The sequence below is a fragment of the Acinetobacter johnsonii CIP 64.6 genome (assembly GCF_000368045.1).
Classification (GTDB): domain Bacteria; phylum Pseudomonadota; class Gammaproteobacteria; order Pseudomonadales; family Moraxellaceae; genus Acinetobacter; species Acinetobacter johnsonii.
This window is the reverse complement of the sequence record NZ_KB849235.1, coordinates 482,761-507,246: the sequence shown is the minus strand read 5'-3', so window position 1 is coordinate 507,246 and position 24,486 is coordinate 482,761. Positions and strand designations below refer to the sequence as shown.

Annotated in this window: 19 protein-coding genes; 6 read left to right on the top strand and 13 right to left on the bottom strand. The window is 41.9% G+C overall.

What is annotated here, in order from left to right; genetic code table 11:
- The first annotated feature begins 129 nt into the window (after positions 1-129).
- The 3 genes from F986_RS08270 (at position 130) to epmA (ending at position 3,653) form a co-directional block, all read left to right on the top strand.
- Entirely contained in the window at positions 130-1,302 is a 1,173-nt protein-coding gene (locus F986_RS08270; RefSeq protein WP_004693961.1) for an OmpP1/FadL family transporter, read from the top strand.
- A 303-nt stretch (positions 1,303-1,605) separates the two neighbouring features.
- Complete coding sequence (locus tag F986_RS08265; protein WP_004693959.1) at positions 1,606-2,673, top strand: 4-phosphoerythronate dehydrogenase; 1,068 nt, start codon at positions 1,606-1,608, stop codon at positions 2,671-2,673.
- Positions 2,670-3,653 carry an EF-P lysine aminoacylase EpmA gene (epmA, locus tag F986_RS08260; RefSeq protein ID WP_004693957.1) on the top strand — a complete coding sequence of 328 codons (984 nt, stop codon included), beginning with the start codon at positions 2,670-2,672 and terminating at the stop codon, positions 3,651-3,653. The genes F986_RS08265 and epmA overlap by 4 nt, the downstream gene beginning before the upstream one ends.
- Before the next feature lie 45 nt (positions 3,654-3,698).
- Here epmA and F986_RS17845 read toward each other — a convergent pair.
- From F986_RS17845 to ahcY, 7 genes are all read right to left on the bottom strand, one after another.
- A protein-coding gene (locus F986_RS17845; protein WP_115613872.1) for an IS3 family transposase occupies positions 3,699-4,936 on the bottom strand; the annotation gives its coding sequence in 2 pieces (ribosomal slippage) (positions 3,699-4,600 and positions 4,600-4,936; 1,239 coding nt in all).
- Between the two features lie 99 nt (positions 4,937-5,035).
- Entirely contained in the window at positions 5,036-6,259 is a 1,224-nt protein-coding gene (locus F986_RS08245) for a multifunctional CCA addition/repair protein (protein WP_004693954.1), read from the bottom strand.
- An 83-nt stretch (positions 6,260-6,342) separates the two neighbouring features.
- Complete coding sequence (locus tag F986_RS08240) at positions 6,343-8,622, bottom strand: NADP-dependent malic enzyme (protein WP_017397204.1); 2,280 nt, start codon at positions 8,620-8,622, stop codon at positions 6,343-6,345.
- A gap of 139 nt (positions 8,623-8,761) precedes the next feature.
- Positions 8,762-11,638, bottom strand: a complete 2,877-nt coding sequence (locus F986_RS08235) for a bifunctional diguanylate cyclase/phosphodiesterase (RefSeq protein WP_004693951.1) — start codon at positions 11,636-11,638, stop codon at positions 8,762-8,764.
- Positions 11,639-11,819: 181 nt separating this feature from the next.
- Positions 11,820-12,536 (bottom strand): 16S rRNA (uracil(1498)-N(3))-methyltransferase, encoded by a 717-nt coding sequence (locus F986_RS08230; RefSeq protein WP_004693949.1) that lies wholly within the window; start codon positions 12,534-12,536, stop codon positions 11,820-11,822.
- A gap of 40 nt (positions 12,537-12,576) precedes the next feature.
- Complete coding sequence (gene metF / locus F986_RS08225; RefSeq protein ID WP_004693947.1) at positions 12,577-13,413, bottom strand: methylenetetrahydrofolate reductase [NAD(P)H]; 837 nt, start codon at positions 13,411-13,413, stop codon at positions 12,577-12,579.
- A 185-nt stretch (positions 13,414-13,598) separates the two neighbouring features.
- Entirely contained in the window at positions 13,599-14,981 is a 1,383-nt protein-coding gene (ahcY, locus tag F986_RS08220) for an adenosylhomocysteinase (protein WP_004693946.1), read from the bottom strand.
- A gap of 233 nt (positions 14,982-15,214) precedes the next feature.
- Between ahcY and F986_RS08215 the strand changes: the two genes are divergently transcribed.
- Together F986_RS08215 and F986_RS08210 are read left to right on the top strand one after the other, a co-directional pair.
- A complete protein-coding gene (locus tag F986_RS08215) occupies positions 15,215-15,748 on the top strand; it encodes a cysteine peptidase family C39 domain-containing protein (protein WP_004693944.1) in 534 nt (177 codons plus the stop codon).
- Between the two features lie 20 nt (positions 15,749-15,768).
- Positions 15,769-16,719 carry a DUF4424 family protein gene (locus F986_RS08210; protein ID WP_004693943.1) on the top strand — a complete coding sequence of 317 codons (951 nt, stop codon included), beginning with the start codon at positions 15,769-15,771 and terminating at the stop codon, positions 16,717-16,719.
- 268 nt (positions 16,720-16,987) lie between these two features.
- Here F986_RS08210 and F986_RS08205 read toward each other — a convergent pair whose 3' ends face one another.
- From F986_RS08205 to F986_RS08190, 4 genes are all read right to left on the bottom strand, one after another.
- Positions 16,988-17,506, bottom strand: coding sequence for a tetratricopeptide repeat protein (locus tag F986_RS08205; RefSeq protein ID WP_004693940.1), 519 nt, complete (start codon positions 17,504-17,506; stop codon positions 16,988-16,990).
- 79 nt (positions 17,507-17,585) lie between these two features.
- On the bottom strand, positions 17,586-17,924 hold the full coding sequence (locus F986_RS08200; protein WP_004693938.1) for a DUF3325 domain-containing protein: 339 nt from the start codon (positions 17,922-17,924) through the stop codon (positions 17,586-17,588).
- The gene (locus F986_RS08195; protein ID WP_004693936.1) at positions 17,921-19,648 is read right to left on the bottom strand and encodes a PepSY-associated TM helix domain-containing protein; all 1,728 of its coding nucleotides are present in this window, start codon (positions 19,646-19,648) and stop codon (positions 17,921-17,923) included. The genes F986_RS08200 and F986_RS08195 overlap by 4 nt, the downstream gene beginning before the upstream one ends.
- A gap of 7 nt (positions 19,649-19,655) precedes the next feature.
- Positions 19,656-20,006: a hypothetical protein gene (locus tag F986_RS08190; RefSeq protein ID WP_004693934.1), complete on the bottom strand. Its 351-nt coding sequence runs from the start codon at positions 20,004-20,006 to the stop codon at positions 19,656-19,658.
- A 275-nt stretch (positions 20,007-20,281) separates the two neighbouring features.
- On the opposite strand from F986_RS08190, the gene F986_RS08185 reads away from it, so the two are divergent.
- Complete coding sequence (locus tag F986_RS08185; RefSeq protein WP_004693932.1) at positions 20,282-20,542, top strand: hypothetical protein; 261 nt, start codon at positions 20,282-20,284, stop codon at positions 20,540-20,542.
- Between the two features lie 97 nt (positions 20,543-20,639).
- Here F986_RS08185 and F986_RS08180 read toward each other — a convergent pair whose 3' ends face one another.
- Positions 20,640-23,114 (bottom strand): acyl-CoA dehydrogenase, encoded by a 2,475-nt coding sequence (locus F986_RS08180; RefSeq protein ID WP_004693930.1) that lies wholly within the window; start codon positions 23,112-23,114, stop codon positions 20,640-20,642.
- A gap of 291 nt (positions 23,115-23,405) precedes the next feature.
- Complete coding sequence (lipA, locus tag F986_RS08175) at positions 23,406-24,419, bottom strand: lipoyl synthase (RefSeq protein WP_004693928.1); 1,014 nt, start codon at positions 24,417-24,419, stop codon at positions 23,406-23,408.
- Positions 24,420-24,486: the final 67 nt, after the last annotated feature.

Sequence of the window (24,486 nt, the reverse complement as noted above, 5' to 3'; positions counted from 1 at the left end):
ATACGCCTTAATACATATTTGAGGCCAACAAAAAGGATTAAGTCATCCAAGATTTAATCAAATATGGTGAGTGCTTTTCATAGGAATGGTCGGCATTTGCTGTTTTAAAACGCAACTAAAGGAATAGAAATGAAATTGAATCAGAAGTATCTCATTGGGGCGATACTGTCCGTATGTGCAGGCCAAACCTATGCTGCGGGTCTTGAGCGTTCTCCACAACAAATTGATGCTTTGTTTGAATCTGGCACCTATGCAGAAGTGGGATATACGCATATGTCACCTGATGTGACAGGCACAGATGCAAGTGGGCATTCAATTTCCAATATGGCTGAAGACTTTCAACTACTCAATTATGCAGTAAAAACAGATTTAAGCCCGAATTTACGTCTTGCCGTGATTTATGATGAGCCTTATGGTGCAAAAGTAAAGTTTGAGGGTGAGAATAACTTCGTCGCAACAAACCCGCCAGCGGAAGATGCCAAGACGCGTGTTGATGTGAAATCGAGAAATATCACGACATTGTTTGGTTATAACCTGAATAAAAATGTCATGATTTATGCTGGCCCAGCACTTCAACAACTTCAGGCAGATGTTCATTTACGTGGTTTTACCTACGCGAAGAATAGTGGTTATAACAACCGTTTTGATGATATGGCTGTAGGTTGGGTTGCGGGTGTAAGCTATGCCAAACCTGAAAAGGGGATTTTGGCATCATTAACGTACCGTTCAGAAGTTGAGCATAAAGCCACCATTCATGAAGATGTACCTTTGGCGGATATTGTATTTGCAGGGGATTATTCGCACAGTAACTCAGGTACGATCACGACTCCAGAGTCTGTGAATTTAAACCTGCAAACAGGTCTGAATGCCACCACAGCAGTTTATGCAAAAGTTCGATATGTGCCATGGAGTGATTTTGCTTATTATCCCGCTGTACTCAAAGCAGCAACGACACAAGCTTTGGGTAAAGGTCTACCTTTAGTTGATTATTCTGAAGACCAATTGGCTGTCGAAATTGGTTTAGGCAAACGTTTGTCACCAAATTTAGCAATCGCAGTCTCTGGTTTATGGGACTCTGGTGCGGGTGACCCAGCTCCAACTTTAGGTCCTGTGAACGGGTATTGGGGTGCGGGTTTGGCTGCTAAATATAATATCAATCAAAAATTGGCTTTTAGCTTAGGCGGTCACTATATGTGGTTTGGTGATGCGAAAGGTGAAACTTCAGACCGTCGTATTGTTGGTGATTTCCACGACAATACCAGATATGCAGTGGGTGTGAAACTCTCATACAAATCTAAATAATTTATCTAACTTATTACACGTTTGAGGTTTTGCCTTCTCTCTGAAATGGTGGGGAGAAGGTTTTTTTTAGTAGTACTGAATTATTGGTCTAATGATTTGTACGGTCATCAGGTTGACTGCGTTGGCTTCATATTTTTCAGCCTTTTGAATGTAGTCAAACTATATTAAACCAGTCTTTTAAGGATTCGCTTTTCGCCATTCAGATGAAACATTGTGACTGTTTATTCAGATGTATTGCAGAGCAACATAGTGTTGAGCTTGTGCAACGGTTATCATAGAGCCAACAAAGCGTTGGAAAACATTATGAAAATCGTGGCAGATGAAAATCTCGCATTTACCGATTATTTTTTTGCCGAATTTGGTGAAGTTGAGCACAAAGCAGGGCGTACTTTAACGCATGCCGATGTTGTAGATGCCAAAGCACTGTTGGTGCGTTCCGTAACTCAAGTCAATCCAGCATTAATCAATAACACCACACTTCAATATGTAGGGAGTGCAACCATTGGTACAGACCATTTAGATATTGACGCTATTGAGAAACAGAATATTCAATGGGCGAATGCCGCAGGTTGTAATGCGCAGGCGGTGGCTGAATATGTGATCACGGCTTTGCTCCATCTCAAGCCAGCATTGCTGAACGCTGAGGATGATTTTACTTTGGGGATCATTGGTCTAGGAAACGTCGGTTCTCGTTTAGCTTATATGGCCAAACTATTGGGCTGGAATGTGATCGGCCATGATCCTTTTGTACAGCAAGATACGATTCAGCAGGTTGATTTTAATACCTTATTAAGTACTGCCGATGCGATTTCATTGCATGTACCTTTAACCAAAACAGGACTACATCCAACCTATCATTTGTTCAATGCCGAAGCTTTGGCTGCGATGAAAGCGACAGCAATATTGATTAATTCTGCGCGTGGGCCTGTGATTGAAGAGCAAGCTTTATTGGCCGACATCGAAAAAACACAGCGCAAAGTGGTATTAGATGTCTTTGAACATGAGCCTGTGATTTCTGAACAAGTATTGAATGCTGTGAGTCTGGTGACGCCGCATATCGCAGGTTATAGCTTAGAAGGCAAAGCCCGTGGTACACAAATGATCTATGAAGCCTTTTGTAAAACCTTTCAGTTTGAAGCCCATAAAAGTTTCGAGTCGCAGTTGCCTTTGTGCGCGCAGTATTTTGAAGGGCAAGATTTGAAATCTGCACTTCAACAGCATTTAAGTGAAATCTACCCGATTGCACGGGATGACCAAGCCTTACGTGCTTGCTTAAAAGAAGGCATGATTGACCAAAAAGCCTTTGATCATTTAAGAAAGACCTATCCATTACGCCGTGAATGGGCTGCACACGGAGGACCAAAGGCATGAGTCAGGACGTGATCCATTATCAGCCAACCTGTGACTTAAAAGCCATGCGTGCTCGCGCGCAAATGTATAGCCAAATTCGCCAGTTTTTTGCTGAACGTGAAGTGCTTGAAGTTGAAACCCCGATTTTATCTCAAGCTGGGGTGACCGATGTGCATTTGGCTTCGGTTCAAGCACAGCGCCATGTCCAAGGTAAGCAACAAACACATTATTTGCAGACCTCACCTGAGTTTGCCATGAAGCGCTTATTGGCCAGCGGTAGTGGGCCAATTTATCAAATCTGTAAAGTTTTCCGTGATGATGAACATGGTCGTAAACACAATAGTGAATTTACCATGCTGGAATGGTATAGACCGAATTTCAGTTTGAAAGATTTAATGTTTGAAGTGACAGACTTATTGAATGTCACATTAACGCAGCGTTTTGGTGAAGTTCGCCCTACCATTTTGAGCTATAAGCATGCGTTTATGGATCGTTTGGATTTGAACCCACTGCAAGCCAGTTTGAAGGAGTTAAAAGACTGCTGTAATCGCGTGGGTTTAAATTTGGACTTGGGTGATGACCGACTTGGCTATATCGATTTGCTCTTTTCACATTTTGTAGAACCAAGTCTAGGTTTTGATACGCCCGTATTTCTAACCGATTTTCCACCAGAGCTAGCCTCGCTTGCCAAAACTAAAACGGATGAAGACGGTGAATTGGTTGCAGCACGTTTTGAGTTGTATATTGAAGGTTTGGAACTCGCCAACGCTTATGATGAGTTGATCGACGCAGAGGTGTTGCGTTCGCGTTTTGAAGCCGATAATGCTGAACGTGAAAAGTTAGACTTACATGTGATGCCAGTCGATGAGTTTTTATTGGCTGCTTTGCCTCAAATGACCGCATGTGCAGGTATTGCGTTAGGTGTGGATCGTTTGTTAATGATTGCAACAGAACACATGCAGTTGGAAAAGGTGATTACCTTTCCCGCATCCATTTCTTAATGTCTTGTCCTGAAATAGATTGACAGTATTCCACTTCAAACCGAGTTAAGCAATTAGCTCGGTTTTAGTTTGCTCATACATCTGATTCGGGGTGTTCATATTTAAACTTAAATGTGGTCTATAGCAATTATAAATCATGATAGATTCCGTAATTAAGTGATCTAACTCCTTCATGGTTTGACATCGTGTAGTTAAAAACTCCTGCTTTAATATTCCATTAATCCGCTCTGCTAATGCATTTTGATATGAGAAACACTGTTTCGCAAGGTATCCATCTGTCATGGAAGGACATATCCCATAATGGTGCAATGCCGATTGATATAGCTCAGAGCAATACTGAGAGCCTCTGTCTGAATGATGAATCATCCTAGTCGCTCGATCCGTCACATGCTGCATCGCCATATGTAGAGCCTGCATAACATTCTCCGCACGCATATCATTCGATAACTTATAACCTTTAATCTGACGGGTATAAGCATCTGTCACCAATGATAAATAATGTACGCCTTCAGCACTCTCAACATAAGTAATATCACTAACAAAGACTTCGTTGGCTTGCACTGCTGAATAATCCTTTAATAAATTTGGATGCTTCTTCATCCAATGCTTGCTATCCGTAGTTTTTGTATAGCGACGCTTGGGGCGAATCAATAAATTATGCTCTTTCAATATTTTAAATAACTGATCCCGTCCACACTTTAAACCACGCTGCAACAATTTGCCTTTAATAAGCCAATACAACTTACGTGTTCCGATACTTGGCATGAGACAACGATATTCCATAACCAACTCAAGTATTTGTTCAGTTGCTTGTGCAGTCATTTGAGCACGTTTTTCTGCTTGATAATAAGCTTGTCGGGTGATTCCCAACCACTGACAATAACGTGAAACGCTTAGTCCTCTTTGGCTTTGCCAATCTTTGAAACGTGCTCGGTATACTTTTTTCCAAGATCAGTCCCACATTCTTTATCAATGTGATAAATCACATCCTGAATAAATTCAGTTTTAAGCTTTTCTGCGGCTAACTGCTTTTCTAATTGGCGGATTCGTTGTTGGGGTGTTAATTGGCGTTTAGAAGAAGGCGGCATATTCGAAGTCCAGTCCTGTTGTCCGTGCTTGCGTAACCATACCAGCACAGTTGATCTTCCTTGAATACCATATTTTGCCTGAGCTTGTTTATAAGTAATTTGCCCTTTTTCTACTTCATGTACAACCATCATTTTAAAGGCAAAGCTATAATCACCTTGTGTACGTTTAACTCTTTGTTCTCGTTCATGTTCCATAAAATAAGCCTCTTAAAGGTGTAAACTTATTTCAGGACGGGACATAAGTGAAATTAAATAAAGCGCCGATTGTGGCGCTTTATTTGAGTCGATCAAGGTTTAGCTGTATTGAGCCTTCAGTTCTCCAATTGCGTGTATTCGACGTTCAATCAGCATTTCACCGATATCCGGGCCTTTAATATCCGCAGGTAGGTCTTGTGCTTTGATATTTCGCACAACATCCATCACCTTTAAAATATATGCCGACTGTGGGTATTCACGATCTTCAAGCCCTAAACGACCACGTGAGTCACATTCACAGGCCTGCACAAAGGCTTCAACCCGTTCTGGACGACGTAGTACATCTAAGCGTTGAAGTAAGCGCCACAAAGTGCCTGGTTTTAAGGTTAGGGCTTGATGACATTTCAAATGTTCTTTACAGACCGTAATAGCGAGCTGTTTCATCTGCGTTGGGACTTTTAGACGTTCACACACTTCAGTCACAGGTTTGACCCCGCGTTCTTCATGCATAATATGACGCGGTAGCTCGTCCACAGGTGTCAGAGCTTTGCCTAAGTCATGTACCAAAACAGCAAAACGAACATCTAGTGCGTAGTTGGCACGACAAGCTTGCTGTAAGGACATCATGGTATGAATACCACAGTCAATTTCAGGGTGATACTCAGGGCGCTGTGGAATACCGTAAAGTGCCGCGATTTCTGGAAAAAGTACTTTTAAAGCACCACAGCGACGTAGCACTTCAAAGTATTCATCGGCATGATCTTCCATCAGAGCACGAGAGGTTTCTTTCCAAACGCGTTCAGGGGTTAGTGCCTCCAGTTCACCCGAGTCTGCGAGTTGCTGCATCAGTGCTAACGTTTCTTCGGCCACCGAAAATCCTAGGGTTTTATAACGTGCAGCAAATCGTGCAACACGGAGGACGCGTAGTGGGTCTTCTACGAAAGCATCAGAAACATGACGTAAAACACGGAGCTCTAAGTCGCGTTGGCCGCCATAGGGGTCATACAGTGTGCCTTCATCATCCATAGCGATGGCATTGATGGTGAGGTCACGCCGAATTAAATCTTGTTCTAAGGTAACAGTACTGTCGGTATAAAACTCAAAGCCATGATAACCATGCCCTGACTTACGTTCGGTACGGGCAAGTGCATACTCATCTTTTGTTTCAGGATGTAAAAAAACAGGAAAATCTTTACCTACAGGTTGGAAACCTTGGACAAGCAGTTGTTCAGGCGTTGCACCGACAACTACATAATCTTTTTCGTGATAGGGGTGCCCCAGAAGCTGATCTCGGATCGCACCGCCTACTAAATAAACTTGCATGAAAAAACCTCTATTCTTGCAGCCATCATGCTACAGAATAGAGGTTTTCTCAAGTCACAAGATACGTGTATAACGACAAACAATTAGTCGCCGTTTTTTTCCGCTTCTTGAATTTCCGCTACAGTCAGCGCAGTCATATTCACTAAACGACGTGTTGTTGCTGTCGGTGTCAAAATATGAACTGGTTTCGCTGCGCCAAGTAGGATAGGGCCAATGGTAACATTATTACCTGAAGTTGATTTCAACAGGTTAAATGAAATGTTGGCTGCATCTAAGTTTGGCATGATTAATAGGTTCGCAGAACCTTTGAAGCGCGAGTTTGAGTATGCAAAGTTACGGATGTTTTCATCCAATGCCGCGTCCGCATGCATTTCACCTTCAACTTCAAGTTCTGGCGCGATTTGCGTCAAAATCTCAAACACTTTACGCATTTTTTGCGCGCTTGGGTCGGTCTGGTCTGAACCGAAGCTTGAGTGAGAAAGTAGAGCAACACGTGGTGTCATACCAAAACGACGTACTTCTTCAGCGGCTAAAATTGTCATTTCAGCCAACTGTTCAGCTGTTGGGTTGGTGTTGACATAAGTGTCAGCAATGAACAGGTTACGGTCTTCAAGCATTAAAGCATTTAGTGTAAAGAAAGAGTTGTGACCTTCTTTTTTACCAATGATGTTTTTAACGAAGTCTAAGTGAATATCATAGCTTGAATACGTACCACATAGCATACCGTCAGCTTTACCATGTTTCACTAACATCGATGCGATCAAGGTTGAACGACGACGTGCTTCACGTTGTGCATATTCAGGTGTTACACCTTTACGCTGCATAAGCGTGTAGTAGTCATCTGCAAACAATTCGTAGTCAGGATTTTTTTCTTGATCGACAATCGTGATGTTCACACCATGTTCAAGACGTAAGCCTAACTTTTTAATGTTTGCTTCAATAACCGCAGTACGACCGACTAAAATTGGTTTTGCAAGATCTTCATCGACCGCAATTTGTACTGCACGAAGTACGCGTAGGTCTTCACCTTCAGCATAAGCGATACGTTTCGGATCAGATTTTGCTTGAGCAAAAATAGGTTTCATCATCAGTGCTGAGTTATAAACAAACTCAGAAAGACGTTGACGGTATGCAGAGAAGTCTTGAATTGGACGACTAGCAACACCTGAATCCATGGCCGCTTGTGCAACAGCAGGTGCAATTTCTAAAATCAGACGCTGATCAAGTGGGCGTGGAATTAAGTAATCACGACCAAAGGATGCAGATTTTTCACCATAAGATGCCGCATCTGCTTCAATGTGTGCCATACGCGCAATCGCATAGACACATGCAATTTTCATCTCTTCATTGATGGTGGTTGCACCTACATCAAGAGCACCACGGAAAATGTAAGGGAAGCACAGTGCGTTGTTTACTTGGTTTGGATAGTCTGAACGACCTGTCGCCATGATCACGTCATCACGAACTTCGTGTGCATGTTCAGGCAGAATTTCAGGATCTGGGTTGGCAAGTGCGAAAATAATTGGATCTTTTGCCATCAGCTTAACCATTTCTTTGGTTAAGATACCCGCAGCAGATAAACCGAGGAACATGTCTGCGCCTGCAATCACGTCAGCCAGTTGAGTGCCTTCAACATCTTGTACATAACGTTTTTTAGAGTCGTCTAGACCTTCACGTTTTGTTGTAAGTAGACCTCGTGAGTCTGCAACAATAATATTTTCTTTTTTTGCACCAATGGCACAAAGTAAATCTAGGCAAGACAGAGCTGCAGCACCTGCGCCTGAAGCGACGATTTTAATTTCGTCAATTTTTTTGCCATTTAATTGCAAAGCATTCAGTAAAGCAGATCCAACGATAATGGATGTACCATGCTGATCATCGTGGAACACTGGGATATTCATACGTTCACGAAGTTTTTGTTCAATATAGAAGCATTCTGGTGCCTTGATGTCTTCAAGGTTGATACCACCAAAAGTCGGTTCTAATGCAGCAACAATATCGACAATTTTGTCAGGATCATTTTCTGCAATTTCGATGTCAAATACATCAACACCTGCGAATTTTTTAAATAAAACGCCTTTACCTTCCATGACAGGTTTAGAAGCAAGTGGACCAATATTACCTAGACCTAAAACGGCAGTACCATTTGTGATCACGGCAACAAGGTTCCCACGTGCAGTATAAAGCGCTGCTTTTGAAGGATCTTTTTCAATTTCAAGACATGGTGCTGCGACACCCGGTGAATACGCCAAGGCTAAATCGTGTTGGTTGACCAGCTGCTTGCTAGGTGTAACGCTAATTTTCCCTGGGGTTGGGAATTCGTGATAATACAAAGCTTGCTGTTTTAATGATTGATCGTCCATCTGAATCTCTTTGTAGCGTGGGTTAGCCAGCGGAGCTGGTAGTTTTTGGTAGACAAGACCGAATATACCATTAGTTGCTGGCATATCCCAGAGATAGCTGGTGCTTTTTAAGGCAAACTTAGAGCTAAAACAGTCTGATTTATATTAAGTATGTATACGAGGGTGTGTCGAGATGATCTCTTAAATATTGGGTAGCATCGAGCTGCGGAAGAGGTTTGGAAAATAAATAACCTTGCGCGATATCACATTCTAAGTTTTGTAGGTAACTTAGTTGTTGTTCGGTCTCAATTCCTTCCGCCACCACGGTCATACCCATGGCTTTCCCCATGGCAATCATGGCGCTCACAATAGCTTCTTGTTTGCAGTGTCCAATCTTTGAAATGAAGCTTCGATCAATTTTTAAAGTATCGATTGGGAAGTCAGTTAGGTAAGACAGTGATGAATAACCTGTACCAAAGTCATCTAAAGAAATATGAATGCCACGCGATTTGATGGTTTCAAGGAGGTTCTTCACCGCTTCCGAGTTTTCAACCAAAGTGGATTCTGTAATTTCTAATTCAAGGCTACTGCCACTGATTTTGTATCGATCAAGGGCTTCATCTAAGTCCTTTAAAAGCTGTCCACGTTGTAATTGTTGGGCAACCACATTGACCGAAACACAGATATTATCAAAACCCAATTTATTCCATTCTTTGATTTGCTTAGCGGTTTGTAAAATTACAATGCGGCCAATATCTGAAATCAAGCTAGTTTTTTCTGCCATCGGAATGAAGAGACCCGGCGGCACGATGCCTTTGGTTGGGTGATTCCAGCGTACCAAAGCCTCAAAACCATAAATTTTCTGATCGTGAAAGTTGATTTTGGGTTGGTAATAAACCACCAACTCATTGTTTTGTATCGCTAGCCTTAAATCACGCTCTAAATAAATTACTTCTTCTAATGCAACGGTATTACTCAAGCTGTAGAACTTGGTCGCATTTCCACCTAAACGTTTTGCTTCACTCAGTGCTTGTTCTGCACAGTTGTTTAAGTAGTCCAGTTGACGACCATGTTCAGGGTACTGCGAAATCCCCATTGAAAGCGTAATAATGTGCTCTTGACCAAAAATATCAAAAGGCAGACTAAAGGCTTTGTTAATGCGATCAATGTGTTCCTGAACGGAGGGGCGAATATGAGAGACCTCATATACAATTGCAAAATCGTCACCATTTAAGTGAGCCACCATCAAGGCTTCAGCATTGGTTAAACGAAGGCGCTGGGCAACTTGGCGAAGCAGTTCATCTCCGCCATTATTGCTTAAGAATTCATTCAATGGGCGGAAACGGTCAATATTGAGTCGAATAATCGCCAGTTGTTTAATGCTGTCTTGCTGAGAAACCAAGTACTGATGAAGCTGATAGTTATAGTAAAAACGGTTGGGTAAGTCAGTCAGCGTATCGTAATTTTCTAAATAGGAAAGACGCTGTTCTTGTAATTTACGCTCGGTTAAATCGGACACGATACCAATATAATGCGTGACACGATCTTGCTCATCGGTAATGGCATTTAGATGCATCCAAATACACAGCTCTTTGCCTGACAGGAACTTTTCATTAAGTTCACCATCGTATTCTCCTTTTTTTAGGAGCTGCCCAATGATTTGGTTATGTGTGCTGCGTTGATGCGACTTATAGTTCGCAACAATATCAAACAGATGCTTGCCATTAATTTGTGCAGCCTCAAAGCCAGCCAAACGTTCAAAGAACGGATTTACGTCGATATAACGCAGGTCTTCATCTAAGATGAAAATCCCTTGTTCAGCTTGTTCAAGGACGCTCGCTGCTAGTCGAAGACGTTCTTGGTTGCTTTTTTCATGTTGAATATCGCGTCGAATACCGACCATTTGTAACGGTTTTTGATTGATTGGATCGCGAGCAATGACGCGTCCCGTGTCATGTACCCAGTACCATTTCCCGTTATTGTGTTGCACACGGTAAGTGGCTTCATAGCGGTCTGAATGACCCCGTAAATGACTTTTCATTGCAGATTTAAACGGGGCAATATCATTTGGATGAATTAGGTACTGAAGCTGAAGTTGATGCTCTGTGGAGTTTTTAAGTACTTTTTCTTGTTTATGATTGGTCAGGGAAATGAGCCGATCTTTAATATTCCAATCCCAAGGACGAATACCTGAAATTTCATGGGCAAGCGATAGGTTTTCTTGCTTATTTTTTAAGTCTTTATTGATTTGATTTACGTCAAAGGTTCGTTCACGTACTTTTTGCTCAAGCAATTGATTATTCAGTTGTAACTGTTGTTCAATTTCTTTGGATTTATTCACTTCGTTTTGTAGCTGTTTGCATAAATCATCGGTCCAAGCGACTTGTTTTTCAGCTTCTTTTTTTAGCTCTCTATTTTTAATTGAGAGACGGGATAAGTGCTGATTAATACGGTTGGTGGCATTAGCACAGAGCAAAATTACAATCAGAATGAAGTTCACAGCGAGGTGAAAAAGAGTGTGATTGGCATCGAAGTTGATAAATTGCGAGAGGACATAAGGGGTGATAGACGGAATAAAAACCAAACAAAAATAACTGATTCGTTGCGTTAAATAGGTGAGGCAAACGGTCTGTGTGACAATCACTAAAAGTGCAGATAAGAGTAGGGCATTTGTATAGTTAAAATTGCCAGATAGGCTGGGTAAGTAGTAATAGATACAGACGACGCCTGCTGCAACCAAAAGACCAATACTTAAGCAGATGCCTTGAATCCAGTGGTGCGCATGTTTGGCAGAGTGATTTCGTGGGTTGAAATACACGGTGTTCACGAGCCAAAAAATACTGAGGATAAACTCGGAAACAAAGAACCACAGGTTAAAATAAAAAGAATCTTGAGAAAAATTATAGTGATATGCACAGAAAATATAAAAATTAAGAATCAGTAAACTACTGATGAGGAAACGAAGATGGCTAATGGAATGCGATATTTGCGCAGTCTGCAAGTGCCGATCAAGATTTTCTGTAGAAATATCTGGCATGAATCGCGAAACCTTATTTTTTTTATGACCCAATGGCGTTGTGTTGTGTCTTTTTTCAAATTTAAATACATTGTGTAAAACACAATCAATTTATATTTTGATATAAGTCAAGGGTAATATTGTTGTACATCATAATCAATATATTAACAGAACAAAAGGGTGACTCGGCTGTTTATGTGATTTAAATCACTAAATTGTAGTTGAGGATCGACAAAGCGACGACTGGTGCTGTCTCAGTTCGTAATACACGCTCACCAATACACCAGTTAATAAAACCGTGCTCATTGGCTGTTGTAATTTCAGCCTCACTTAAACCACCTTCAGGCCCAATGAGTAGTGCAATGTTTGGTGTCGCATGTGCCAAAACGTCGATTTTTTCTTTATTCGGGGCGAGTACAAGCCGAGTCGCAGGTAATTCGGATGCGAGCCATTTGTCTAAGCTGACTGGAGCATGGATGGTAGGAACAATGTTCATGCCACATTGTTCGCATGCCGCGATAGCAATGCCTTGCCAATGATCAATCTTCTTTTGGTCGCGGTCATATTTCAAACGCATTTCACAACGTTCAGACGTTAAGAGTTGAATTTCGGAAACGCCTAATTCAACTGCCTTTTGAATGACATAGTCCATACGATCACCTTTACTCATGACTTGACCGAGTAAAGTTTTAAACGCAGGTGTACGATTGGTTGGGTTAAAAGCAGTGACCTGAACTGATGCTGACTTTTTAGCAACGTCACTTAAGGTCACTTCATATTCGCCGCCTTGTCCATTAAACAAGGTAGCCGTTTCACCGACTTGAGCACGCAAAACTTTTACCCAGTGGTGAAACACAGTTTCAGTCAGTTCGACAGTGTGATCAACATTGAGTTCTGCTTCCATAAAAAAACGAGGCATTCGGTTTTACTCTCAAATAGGGTGAATCTAGTTTAAATGCTTATGCTAAACCGAGGTCTAGTACAAGCTGGCGGGTAGGATCAGTCGTATTCATGGTGTAGAAGTGCAAACTCGGTGCGCCACCAGCAATCAGGCGTTCACAAAGCTTCACAATCACTTCATGACCGAAGGCTTTGATGCTGGCAGTATCGTCACCATAAGTTGCAAGTTGTTTACGAATCCAACGTGGAATCTCAGCGCCTGTACAATCTGCAAAGCGAATCAAGTTGCTGGCATTGGTAATTGGCATAATGCCTGGTGCAACTGGAATGTTCACGCCTTCTTTTTGAATGCGATCTACAAAGTAGAAGTAGGCATCTGGATTAAAGAAGAACTGAGTCAGTGCCGCATTCGCACCTGCATTGGCTTTGTCGCAAAAACGTTGAATGTCTAGGTCAAAACTATCTGCTTGAGGGTGCATTTCTGGATAAGCGGCAACCTCAATTTTGAAATGATCGCCCGAATGTTCACGGATAAAACGTACCAAATCCGTAGCATAAGGTAGTTCCCCTAGGCCAACTTGACCTGAAGGTAAGTCACCACGCAGCGCCACAATACGGTCAATGCCTTGATCTTTATAAATGTCGAGTAACTCAGCAATACGTGCTTTGTCATCACCAATACAAGACAAGTGAGGGGCAACAGGTGTGCCTTTACCATTAAATTCTGCAATGGCTGCTAAGGTGCGTTCACGGGTTGAACCACCTGCACCATAGGTAATTGAGAAAAACTCTGGGTTGAGCAGCTGTAATTCTTGGTGTACAACTTTCAGTTTTTCTGCGCCCGCATCCGTTTTGGTCGGGAAAAACTCAAAAGAAATAGGAATGTGTTTCGACATGTTCAAATCCTTTTTTATAAATGCTTTTTATTTAGACCTCTTCCGAGCCCTCTCTTGCGCGTAGATTTACAGCAGTGCTTAAAACCCGCTTTACAGGAGAGGGGACTTTCACTATAAATTGAATTAATAATGAAAAGTCCCTTCTCCCACTGGGAGAAGGCTAGGATGAGGAGGAAATATAAAACTTAGTATTTATAAGCATCCGACTTGAATGGGCCTTCAACTTGAACACCTAAGTAATCTGCTTGTACTTGAGTCAAAGTTGTTAACACACCGCCAAAACCAGCAACCATTGCTGCCGCAACTTCTTCATCTAATTTCTTAGGAAGTAGTTCTACGCGAATAGCCGCTTGTTTTTGATCTTCAGCAAGATCCGCAAATTTTTCAGCGAACAAGTGCATTTGACCTAGTACTTGGTTGGCAAATGAACCATCCATAATACGTGATGGGTGACCTGTTGCATTACCTAGGTTAACTAAGCGACCTTCAGAAAGAAGGATCAAGTAGTTGTTTTCATCTTCTGAACGATAAACTTGGTGAACTTGAGGTTTCACTTCAACCCACTTGTAACCACGTAAGTAGTTTGTGTCGATTTCAGTGTCGAAGTGACCGATGTTACACACCACTGCACCTGCTTTTAATGAATCAAGCATTGCAGCGTCACATACGTGGTAGTTACCTGTTGTCGTTACGATCAGGTCAGTGTTTTCAAGAAGGTCAACATTGATGTCTTCTTTTTTACCAGTCTGTACGCCATTTTTGTATGGAGATACAACTTCGTAACCGTCCATGCATGCTTGCATTGCACAGATAGGGTCAACTTCAGTTACACGTACAATCATGCCTTCTTGACGAAGTGATTGAGCAGAACCTTTACCTACGTCACCGTAACCGATCACAAGCGCACGACGACCAGATAAAAGCATATCCGTACCGCGTTTGATGGCATCATTCAGTGAGTGGCGGCAACCATATTTGTTGTCATTTTTAGACTTAGTTACTGAATCGTTGACGTTGATTGCAGGAACTTTCAAAGTACCGTCACGAAGCATTTCATACAGACGTTGAACACCTGTAGTCGTTTCTTCAGTTACGCCGTGAATTTTTGCAATTACTTCAGGGTATTTTTCATGAACAAGGAGGGTTAAATCACCACCATCATCCAAAATCATGTTGGCATCCCAAGGTGTGCCATTTACATTGATTTGTTGTTCTAAACACCACATGTACTCTTCTTCTGTTTCACCTTTCCAAGCAAATACAGGTACACCTGAAGCCGCAATTGCTGCAGCAGCATGATCTTGAGTAGAGAAGATGTTACAAGATGTCCAACGAACTTCGGCGCCTAATTCAACTAGGGTTTCAATAAGAACCGCAGTTTGAATGGTCATGTGGATACAACCAAGGATTTTTGCACCAGCAAGTGGTTTTGCAGCAGCATAACGCTTACGTAGGCCCATAAGTGCTGGCATTTCTGCTTCAGCAAGTTTGATTTCTTTACGGCCGTAGTCAGCGAGTGAAATATCAGCAACTTTGTAATCTGTAAATGAAGCAGTAACCGCGTTCATCACGATCTCCTAATATAAAAAATTGATCATTCAGTTCGCGGATGCCGTTGTTGATTCAAAAAGGATTTGAACCGGATCGTCGAGCCTAGCGATTTCACATTACTGTTTTTGAAAATCAGCCTGTGAAAAAGTCGCAGCATCCCTCGACTAGCGAAGTATTGTACTTGGAAATTGATTTAGTTCCAACGATGTTTTGTTTATTATCAACACAATCATCTTTTTTGAATTGTGTTATGGCCGTGAATATCCCTGAATCCTTAATGAACCTTGAAGCTAATGGCGGTATTTATGCGGTATGGATGCTACTCCAGCATTTATATATCGATGCGGATATTGAACAGTTGATAGAGGTCTGTGGTTATGATGCAGAAAACGGAACGACAACCATTGGCTTGGCAGTCGGATTAAAGAAATTTGGCTTTGATGTTCAATTTTATACTGATGAAGACCCAGAGCTTCAAGCACAAGAAAAATTGAGTTATGCAGAAGCTGAGCAACTAAAACTGCCAGTTTTAGCGGCCATCAATTACCAACAAATTCAACAGGCATTTGAGCAAAATAAATTTATCATTGTCTATTACGATACTTTAGAAGGCATCGGAAACCATTCACTGGTTTATTCTATAGATGAGCAGGAAATCTGTTTCTTTGACAGTTTTGATGCGATGCTTGCATCTGTATTTGAACAGCAACGTCAAGTTGAGGGCATCTGCCGACAAGTGATCGTGCTTGATCATTCAAGCGCTCGCATGGAAACAGCACAATAAACATGAAAAGAAGACGTTAAATGAAAAAGATCCTCGGTCTATGCGTGTTCATTTCTATGCAGATTAGTGCGAATGACAGTACGGGTTTTGTGGCAACAGGCGGTGTGCAATATCTGAAAAATCCAAAAATCAGTATGCAAAGTGAAGATTTGTTTATCAGTAAAAACATCATTCGGGTGAATTACCAATTTAAAAATCTTACAAATCAAGATATTACGGAAACTGTTTTATTTCCCTTGCCGCGTGTGGGCAGTTCGCGTGAAAGCGATTTTGCGCATACCGAACAATTGATTCAAAGCTTTAAAGTACAAGCCAATGCACAAAAGATTCAGCCAGAAACGCATGTGCGTGCATTTTTACCCGCTTTAACAGCTAGTGGAGACTTCAATTCCAATGGTGACGTCGTCGATGTGACTGCAGGTTTGAAAAAATGTGGTTTTTCCGATCGAGATTTGACGTATCCGTGGTTATTGCAACAAGACTCTACGCTTAATCAGCGTTTGTATCGTTGTCAGGACAAAACAGTGCAGCAGCTTTTAAAGCCCTATCAGGCGGATGATGAAATTTATTGGGAATCGCAAATTATTTATAGTTGGCAGCAGAAGTTTAAGGCCAATGCGTTGACCCATGTACAACATGAATACATGCCATTGGTCGGTGGTTCGGTCTCTTTATATCCAGAAGAAGATGAAAAGATCTATTGTATGGATCAAAACTTTAAAGCAGGTTTGAAAAAGGCCAAGTCGCAATATGCACCTTATCAAGCCTTGGGCTATATCTTAAAAACGGGTGCAAATTGGGCGAAACCTATTCAAAGTTTTAAACTGACCATTGAGCGTGACCCGAATGAGCTGGTTTCATTTTGTTGGAAGGGTCAGGTGAAAAAGATCAGTTCGACACAATTTCAAATGACAGAAAAGAATTTTGTGCCGAAGCAGGATTTAGATATTATTTTTGTGCGTAAGTTTTAAGTCCAATTTTTTGGGCGTTCTTTTGTTTCGGCGAAAGAACCAAAAACATTTGTCATCCGAAAAATCTGTTTACGTTCTGAATGTAGAGCGCCTTTTGTTGCAAAAACAATTCATTTTAAAGGCGATTACTTCGTCTTACGCTGTAAATAAAAGCATTGCTTTTATCCTTGCTTAGGTTGCGGATGACCTTATGGCCCATCGAATGAAATTTAAAAAATGCCAGTCAGTTTATTCACTAACTGGCATGACATCAAAGGAGGACTTGTGTTTATTCTTGTTCTGCGGCATTCGCCTGGTCGTGCCAGTATTTGGCTTTTACTTCATCTGCATCGATACCTAATGCATTTTCATAAATGAAGGCCAAATCACGCATGGCTTGAGCTTCACCCAGTTCCGCTGCTTGTTGTACCAGTTCAATTGACTTAGCGACATCTTTTTCAACCACATCGCCCCGACGGTAAAAACCAGCTAACTCTAATATTGCAGTAGGGTGTTTCAGCTCAGCGGCCTGTTTTAACCAGTGATGTGCATGTCCAAAGTAGGTTTCAGCTTCGCTTGGATCTTCTTCACGAAGTTCTTTGGCATAAAAAGCATAACCTTCACCTAGCCAATACATGGCTTCCACATGACCCAATGCTGCTGCTTTGAGTGCCCATTCTTCTGCAAGCGTAATTTCATCTTCATTTTCACTTTGCATATACAGTTCAGCAAGTTCAAATTGAGCGTCACTATTACCCGTTGTTGCGAGGTTGACCAATTCAGCAGGAATTTTAGGAGATTGAGGCATACAAATAACCAAAGATTTAAACTGTGGATAGCCTAATGCTTTCAAGTGAAAAAGCCAATCCGAAGATTGGCTTTTAGGTTCAGATCAGGTGCAAAGTTAGGCTGAATATAAATAAGAGTAAAACTGAAACAGCGATATTCTTAATTTTTTGCTCAAAATAACTTAAGCAAAATCCAACAAACAGTGCAGCGAAGCTAATTACGCCAATCCAATAACTGATTTCGGTACTCCAATGTCCTTGCGTTAAGCAAATGAGCAAAGAAACAATTAACAGTAACCAACCCACAGTGGTTGCTAAGCGTGTTTGCTGAAGTGTCAGTTCTTTAGCAAAGATTTGCTTTTGGTGCTTAGACATACTGCTAGCAAGTGCAAAAAAACCTAAGGTCGCTAAAGTCCAAATGATCAGAAACCAAATCATGCTTCGGCCTCCTGAACAAGTGTTTTCACTTTTTTATTCGGCAAACCTTGATGTTTTTTAACTTTGTCATAAGCGAAATAAAAAATCACTGCCATTACCCACATGGCTAGGTCAACCGATGCAATCATCCATTGGCCTTGCGGAATGCTGTTCCACAAAGCTTGACCGCCTGTCATCAAGTTGACCACTGGCAGCAGGGCGAAAGCGAGTGTTGCCAATAAAAGTAAGTCTAACCATGCTTGGCGGTGGGTACGGAAAATGGAATAAATTAGCGTGAGTAACCATACTGTAAAGAAGCTACGGATCTCCCAGTTTAGACGCATTTCTACATCTGCTGGAATGAAACGGTTGGCATAAAAATATGCTGCGCAGGCCAAAGGTAAACCAATAATGGCTGCAATATTCAGGACTTCAACCAGTCGGAAACCAAACGATTTATAGCCTTTTTTTTGCTGTTGGGGTGCGCGTTTTACACACCAAAGAATCAGACCTGTAGCGACCATGAGCGTACCTAAAATACCCGAACAGAATAGCAACCAACGAAGAGCCAAATCGACGCCGCGAGCTTCGTGTAAGACGGTGACCACGTTATAGATGCCACTTGGAATAGATGGGTTTTTTATCCGTATATTTTTATCCGTTTCATCTTGACCCGTGACCCCATTGTAGTTGATGGTTGCATATACATTGCGATGTGCGACGCTTTCAGCACGCAAGGCACGTAACTCAATTTTGGCTTGGTCTGTATTGGGTGAAATAATGTTAATTGAAGCAATTGGATTGTCTTTCCACTGTTGTTGTACCGCTGCCATAATTGGGGCTAAGTCTGTCAGTGGGGCAGGGCGGAGTTCGGGTTGTGGACGTTCCTCACCACGACCTTGAGCATGTTCACCGCGTTGCTGTCCACGTTCTCCACGAGCCGCTCTTTCACCTTCGCGTTGACCTCGATCTTCGCGCTGCTGATCTTCAGCTTTTTGGAGCTGCTCAATCATGCTGGCCTGTTGGTCACGTAAAAACTGTTGTCGATTTTCATAAGCTTGGTTAATTCCCCAAGGCATGAACATAAACATGAGCAGTAGTAAGCCACTAAAGGTAATCATTAGATGAAAAGGCAATGCAAAAACAGCGGTTGCATTGTGTGCATCCAGCCATGAACGCTGACCTTTGCCAGAGCGAAAGGTAAAGAAATCTTTAAAGATTTTTTTATGGGTAATGATGCCGCTAACAATTGCGACCAACATGAACATGGTGGTAATCCCGACCAACCAACGCGTCCACAGGCGGGGTAAACCGTACAATTCAAAATGGAAACGGTACAGGAACCCACCACCACGCGTATCTCGTGGTTCAATCACTTCACCAGTCGCACTGTCTAAAGTGATGCGTGTTCCACCACGACGTGCTTTAGGGTCTTCACCAACGGCACGAATAGTCACTTCAGTTGTGGTTTGTCGTGAGTTTGGTAGCTGAATGTTCCAACTGCCTGCATCTGGGTGGTTTTTCTGTAAATAGTTGAGCGCGATCTGCATCTGTTGCACTTGAGACTGCGCAGGGATAGATTGATGTGTTTCGGGTTTCATCCAAGTAGAAATTTCATTTTGGAAAAAACTCAGGGTTCCAGTCACAAAAATTGCATACAGCAGCCACCCTAAAATGAGACTGGCCCATGTATGCAACCATGACATGGATTGGCGCGGTCCTTCCGCTTTTTGATCAACACGCATTGAAAAACTATCCTAAAAATTTGAGTAGGGCATACAGTGCAATACATGGCACAGCAATGCCGAGCGTTGCTTTTAAGGTTTTTGGAACCATAAAGACCCAAATAAAGGCAGCACAGTTAAGACAAAATGCAATGAGTGTGGCGCTCATGGCCGCATTCACAGGATTTGCAATAAAGACTTTAGCAATGGTTAACGCAGAGAGCGCAGCAAGGAGATAACCTCCGAGCAACGCAAGTGCAAATCGATACAACACCATTAGACGGTAGCTAAGTGGTGTGTCGACTTTCTTCTTTTTGGCAGGCTTCGGACGGACTTTTTCCGAATGAACCAAGGCATCAATTTGAGTGGTGCTATTCATGAGAAGAGAGTTGGTGTATTTAGTAAACAATATTGCAAATGATAACAATTATTATTTAAATAAAATAGATGGTAACTTTATTTATTTTTTCTGTAACGGTAAGTGAGTTTGGTGAACAGAAAAATTTGGGTTGTAGTGGATGACTTTTTAAATAGATTTGATTCTTATTGTTATTTCTCTAAGGAATGGCTACACAGTGTTACCAAATCACGTTATACGTTGTTTTGATCTGCGTTAGTTTCATAGTCAATACTTGGGCGAATTTGGAGGAAAAGATGGCTGCTTTTATTAATGCCGAACAGGCAAAAATTATGTCCAACCAAGCGTATTTAGATATTGAAATCTATAAATTACGTTTAGCATCACTAATTGAGGAGAGTGCGAAACAGGGAAATACTGCGGTATTTACCGTATTGCCAAAACATTTACCCTTAGAAGATATTCGTCATCTTTCAGCAGAACTGACCCAACTGGGATATCAAGTCCGTTTGGAAGTGGAAGAGTTCTATTACCGTTTAAACGTATATTGGATTTAAAACTTCGCTTTGATGTCTTGGTTTATATTGTGTGGATAAAATAAAAGCCCGTAAACGGACTTTTATCTTTTAGGAGTTTCGAAAACCGATGAGATGGTTATGGTTGAATATCGGAAGCCTTTGTATGGTAGGGATTCTTTAAAGCGAGTGTTTGTTCAAGCTCATGGTCGAAAATATCGGTGAGCATACTATCGAAGCGTTGAGCATTGTAATGAATCAACTGATCTGCTTCTTCAGGACTGATGAATCCTATTTCAAGTGCATGTTGAATATGTGATTCAAAATCTAAGCCTTTAAATTGTCCTCTAGACTCCGCTTTTTTAAACTTCGTCCACAGTGGATCAATTTTTAATGCTGCTTGGAACGCATTTTCCATACGCCCAAAGACGTCATTGGGATCGGTATTGTAAAAAACATGCTGCTTTAGTTGTTCACGGAAAGGATTATTTTCCATGATCGCACGTCCTAATTGTGTTTTTAGCTGATCACTTGGTTGCTGGGCAACACGACCAAAAGGGAAACAGATGAATTTGGCTACACAAGCTGCGGCTCGCATAGGAAAGTTTGCGAATAGTCCATCAAATGCATCCTGAATTTGGACAAATGCTTTTTCTAAAGCCAGTTGAGCATGTTGTTGTTCAGCTTCACTACGTTGTCCTTTTTCATAAAACTTCAAAATAGCGGTCGCGATAAATAGATGGGCATGAATGTCAGCCAAACGTCCTGAAAGCATTTCTTTGCGTTTAATATCGCCTGCAAGTAAGCCTAAACACAGGTCTGCGGTTAAGGCGAAGTTTGCACTGTAACGGTTAATGGTTTTGTAAAAAGGACGTGAAAAAGCATCTGTCTGTGCGGAAGCATCTGAAGGACCACCGAATATGCCATAACTCAATGAACGTGCTGCGCGGTTAAAAGTATAAGCTAAATGTTTAAAAAGTAGCGTGTCGAAAGGCGCTAAAGCTACCTTTGTATCTTCTGCTTGGAGGAGTTGTAGCTCTTCATATAAATAAGGATGACAGCGCATTGAGCCTTGACCAAAGATCATTAAAGAACGGCTTAAAATATTGGCCCCTTCAACGGTAATTGAAATGGGGATGGCCTGATAATTCAGTGCTAAAAAATTGCGCGGACCCATTTGTACCGCCCGTCCACCAACGACGTCCATCCCATGATTGACAATTTTACGCATGGTTTCGGTGGCATAGTATTTGGCCATAGCTGTCATAACAGCAGGTTTTCCACCTTCATTTAAACCACAGGTCACCATATAGCGAAAAGCTTCTAACATATACGCACCACTAGCAATATCACTGGTGGCTTCTTGCACGCCTTCAAAATGTCCTACAGAAATTTTAAATTGTTGGCGGACTTTGGCAAAAGCACCGACACTTAAATAGGCCATTTCAGCGGAAGCAGTGGAGAGCGCTGGCAAAGAAATCCCACGACCTACGGCTAAGCATTCCATCAGCATGCGCCAACCTTTACCTGCATTTTCCACCCCACCAATAATCCAATCGAGTGGAATAAAAATATCTTGTCCATCGACCGTGCCATTCATAAAGGGTGAACCAGGATTATGTCGTGCACCGACTTGGACACCGTCATGACTGGCAGGTAATAATGCGCAGGTGATGCCGTATTCAGTTTTGCTTGCATCGCCTAATAGTCCATCAGGGTCATAGAGTTTAAAAGCGAGACCAATCACAGTCGCAATAGGCGCCAGTGTAATCCAGCGTTTTGAAAAGTTCATACGTAAACCAAGCACTTCTTGGCCTTCAAACACACCATAGCAGACCACGCCTGTATCCGGTATTGCACCCGCGTCTGAACCAGCCTCAGGACTGGTTAAACCAAAGCAGGGGATTTCTTCGCCTTTGGCGAGTCCGGGTAAGTAGCGTTGTTTTTGTTCCTCAGTTCCATAATGTAAAAGCAATTCACCTGGGCCTAGAGAGTTGGGCACCATACAACTGACGGCAGTGGTCAGTGAACGTGAAGAAATTTTGCTCATGATGCGGCTTTGTGCAAAGGAGCTAAAGGCACGACCGCCGTATTCTTTGGGAATAATTAAACCTAAAAAGCCTTGTTCTTTGATATATTGCCATGCTTCAACAGGAAGATCTTTTAAGTGATGATGAATTTCCCATTCATTGAGTAAACCACAAAGGTGTTCAACTTCATGATCTAAGAAGGATTGCTCTTCAGCAGACAGAGTAGGGTAGACATAACCATCAAATTTTTTCCAGTCAGGCGCGCCCATAAATAACTCTTTTTCCCACCAACTGGTGCCTGCATCCAATGCTTCACGTTCGGTACTGCTCATACTCGGCATTGCTTTGGCTAAAGCTTTATAGGCAGGTTGAGTGATTAAAGACTTTCGTAATGGATCAATAACCACAATCAGGCTGAGAATAATTAAGGGCAGACCTAGAAGTAATGACCACGGACTGATAAAAATAGCAGCGAAGAGGGATGCAAAAATAATGATTGCAGTTGCCATTAAGCGACTGAGTTCAAAATAAAAAATAGCCCAGAGGATACAGATTAAAAACAGAATGGCGAAAATGAAACCCATTGAAACCTCCCGTTGTTTACACCGTGAGGTGAGTCATACGTTTTATAGAATTCCACGGAAAATAAGGCAAAACGTAGACTAAAAAGGTGTAATAAAATGAATTTGATGTGATGTGTAGCATCACGATTATTTTAGACTTTGAATTAGATTAGGGTGTTTATTGAACAATGACTGTGTTAGAAATGTATGAATACGTAATTGAAAAATATAAAGAACGAAGATCGTAATAAAAAAAGCCCTCATATGAGGGCTTTTAATTTTTGCGTTTTAACTGTTTAACACCACAGCAAATTAAGCTTCAATTGTTTGAACAGCAATCTTTTTCGCAGGATCTGCTTTGCGACGTACTGCTGGTACAGGTTCACCATAGTATTGGCGGTCAGCGAAGTAGCTTGAACGAACCATCGGCGCTGCCCAAATATTTCTAAAGCCCAGCTTTTGACCATGCGCAGTGTAGCGTTCAAATTCTTCTGGTGTAACGAAGCGGTCAATCGGCGCATGCTCTTTTGAAGGCTGTAAATACTGGCCAATTGTTACATAGTCAACGCCGTGTGCATGCAAATCATCTAAAAGTGAAATGACTTCTTCTTCAGTTTCACCAATACCGACCATCAAACCACATTTGGTTGGAACGTCAGGGCAATATTCTTTAAACATTTTCAGCAAATTTAAAGAGTGTTGGTAGTCTGAACCTGGACGCATCGCTTTGTATAAACGCGGCACAGTTTCAATGTTATGGTTAAACACATCAGGTGGACACTCAGTCATAATGCGAAGCGCAATGTCCATACGACCACGGAAGTCAGGTACCAAAATCTCAAGTAAAGTATTCGGGCTTAATGCACGTGCTTCTTTAATACAGTCAACAAAGTGCTGTGCGCCACCGTCAAGTAAGTCATCACGGTCTACAGAAGTGATCACGGCATATTTTAAACCTAAGTTTGAAATCGTTTCAGCCATGTGACGTGGTTCGTCTGCGTCAAGTGCATTTGGACGGCCATGTGCCACGTCGCAGAAAGGACAACGACGTGTACAAATGTCACCCATAATCATAAAGGTTGCAGTACCGCCACCAAAACATTCGGGGAGGTTTGGACATGCAGCTTCTTCACAAACGGTATGTAGTTTTTGTTCACGTAGGGTTGATTTAATGCGTTGTACTTCTTCGGGTGCTGCCATTTTCACGCGAATCCAATCCGGCTTGCGTGGCGTTTCAACCGTAGGAATAACTTTTACAGGTATACGCGCGACCTTTTCTGCGCCACGAAGTTTGATACCCTGCTCAGGTTTACGGTTTTCAGACATATTCAACTATTCCACTGTTTTTGACGGGGGAGATGCTAAAAATAGCAGTATTAGTATAGCGGAAATG

What these genes read in the sequence shown, in the direction of transcription:
- F986_RS08270 (WP_004693961.1), top strand. Translation starts at nt 130, where the DNA reads ATGAAATTGAATCAGAAGTATCTCATTGGGGCGATACTGTCCGTATGT.
- F986_RS08265 (WP_004693959.1), top strand. Translation starts at nt 1,606, where the DNA reads ATGAAAATCGTGGCAGATGAAAATCTCGCATTTACCGATTATTTTTTT.
- epmA (WP_004693957.1), top strand. Translation starts at nt 2,670, where the DNA reads ATGAGTCAGGACGTGATCCATTATCAGCCAACCTGTGACTTAAAAGCC.
- F986_RS08245 (WP_004693954.1), bottom strand. Translation starts at nt 6,259, where the DNA reads ATGCAAGTTTATTTAGTAGGCGGTGCGATCCGAGATCAGCTTCTGGGG.
- F986_RS08240 (WP_017397204.1), bottom strand. Translation starts at nt 8,622, where the DNA reads ATGGACGATCAATCATTAAAACAGCAAGCTTTGTATTATCACGAATTC.
- F986_RS08235 (WP_004693951.1), bottom strand. Translation starts at nt 11,638, where the DNA reads ATGCCAGATATTTCTACAGAAAATCTTGATCGGCACTTGCAGACTGCG.
- F986_RS08230 (WP_004693949.1), bottom strand. Translation starts at nt 12,536, where the DNA reads ATGCCTCGTTTTTTTATGGAAGCAGAACTCAATGTTGATCACACTGTC.
- metF (WP_004693947.1), bottom strand. Translation starts at nt 13,413, where the DNA reads ATGTCGAAACACATTCCTATTTCTTTTGAGTTTTTCCCGACCAAAACG.
- ahcY (WP_004693946.1), bottom strand. Translation starts at nt 14,981, where the DNA reads ATGAACGCGGTTACTGCTTCATTTACAGATTACAAAGTTGCTGATATT.
- F986_RS08215 (WP_004693944.1), top strand. Translation starts at nt 15,215, where the DNA reads ATGGCCGTGAATATCCCTGAATCCTTAATGAACCTTGAAGCTAATGGC.
- F986_RS08210 (WP_004693943.1), top strand. Translation starts at nt 15,769, where the DNA reads ATGAAAAAGATCCTCGGTCTATGCGTGTTCATTTCTATGCAGATTAGT.
- F986_RS08205 (WP_004693940.1), bottom strand. Translation starts at nt 17,506, where the DNA reads ATGCCTCAATCTCCTAAAATTCCTGCTGAATTGGTCAACCTCGCAACA.
- F986_RS08200 (WP_004693938.1), bottom strand. Translation starts at nt 17,924, where the DNA reads ATGATTTGGTTTCTGATCATTTGGACTTTAGCGACCTTAGGTTTTTTT.
- F986_RS08195 (WP_004693936.1), bottom strand. Translation starts at nt 19,648, where the DNA reads ATGCGTGTTGATCAAAAAGCGGAAGGACCGCGCCAATCCATGTCATGG.
- F986_RS08190 (WP_004693934.1), bottom strand. Translation starts at nt 20,006, where the DNA reads ATGAATAGCACCACTCAAATTGATGCCTTGGTTCATTCGGAAAAAGTC.
- F986_RS08185 (WP_004693932.1), top strand. Translation starts at nt 20,282, where the DNA reads ATGGCTGCTTTTATTAATGCCGAACAGGCAAAAATTATGTCCAACCAA.
- F986_RS08180 (WP_004693930.1), bottom strand. Translation starts at nt 23,114, where the DNA reads ATGGGTTTCATTTTCGCCATTCTGTTTTTAATCTGTATCCTCTGGGCT.
- lipA (WP_004693928.1), bottom strand. Translation starts at nt 24,419, where the DNA reads ATGTCTGAAAACCGTAAACCTGAGCAGGGTATCAAACTTCGTGGCGCA.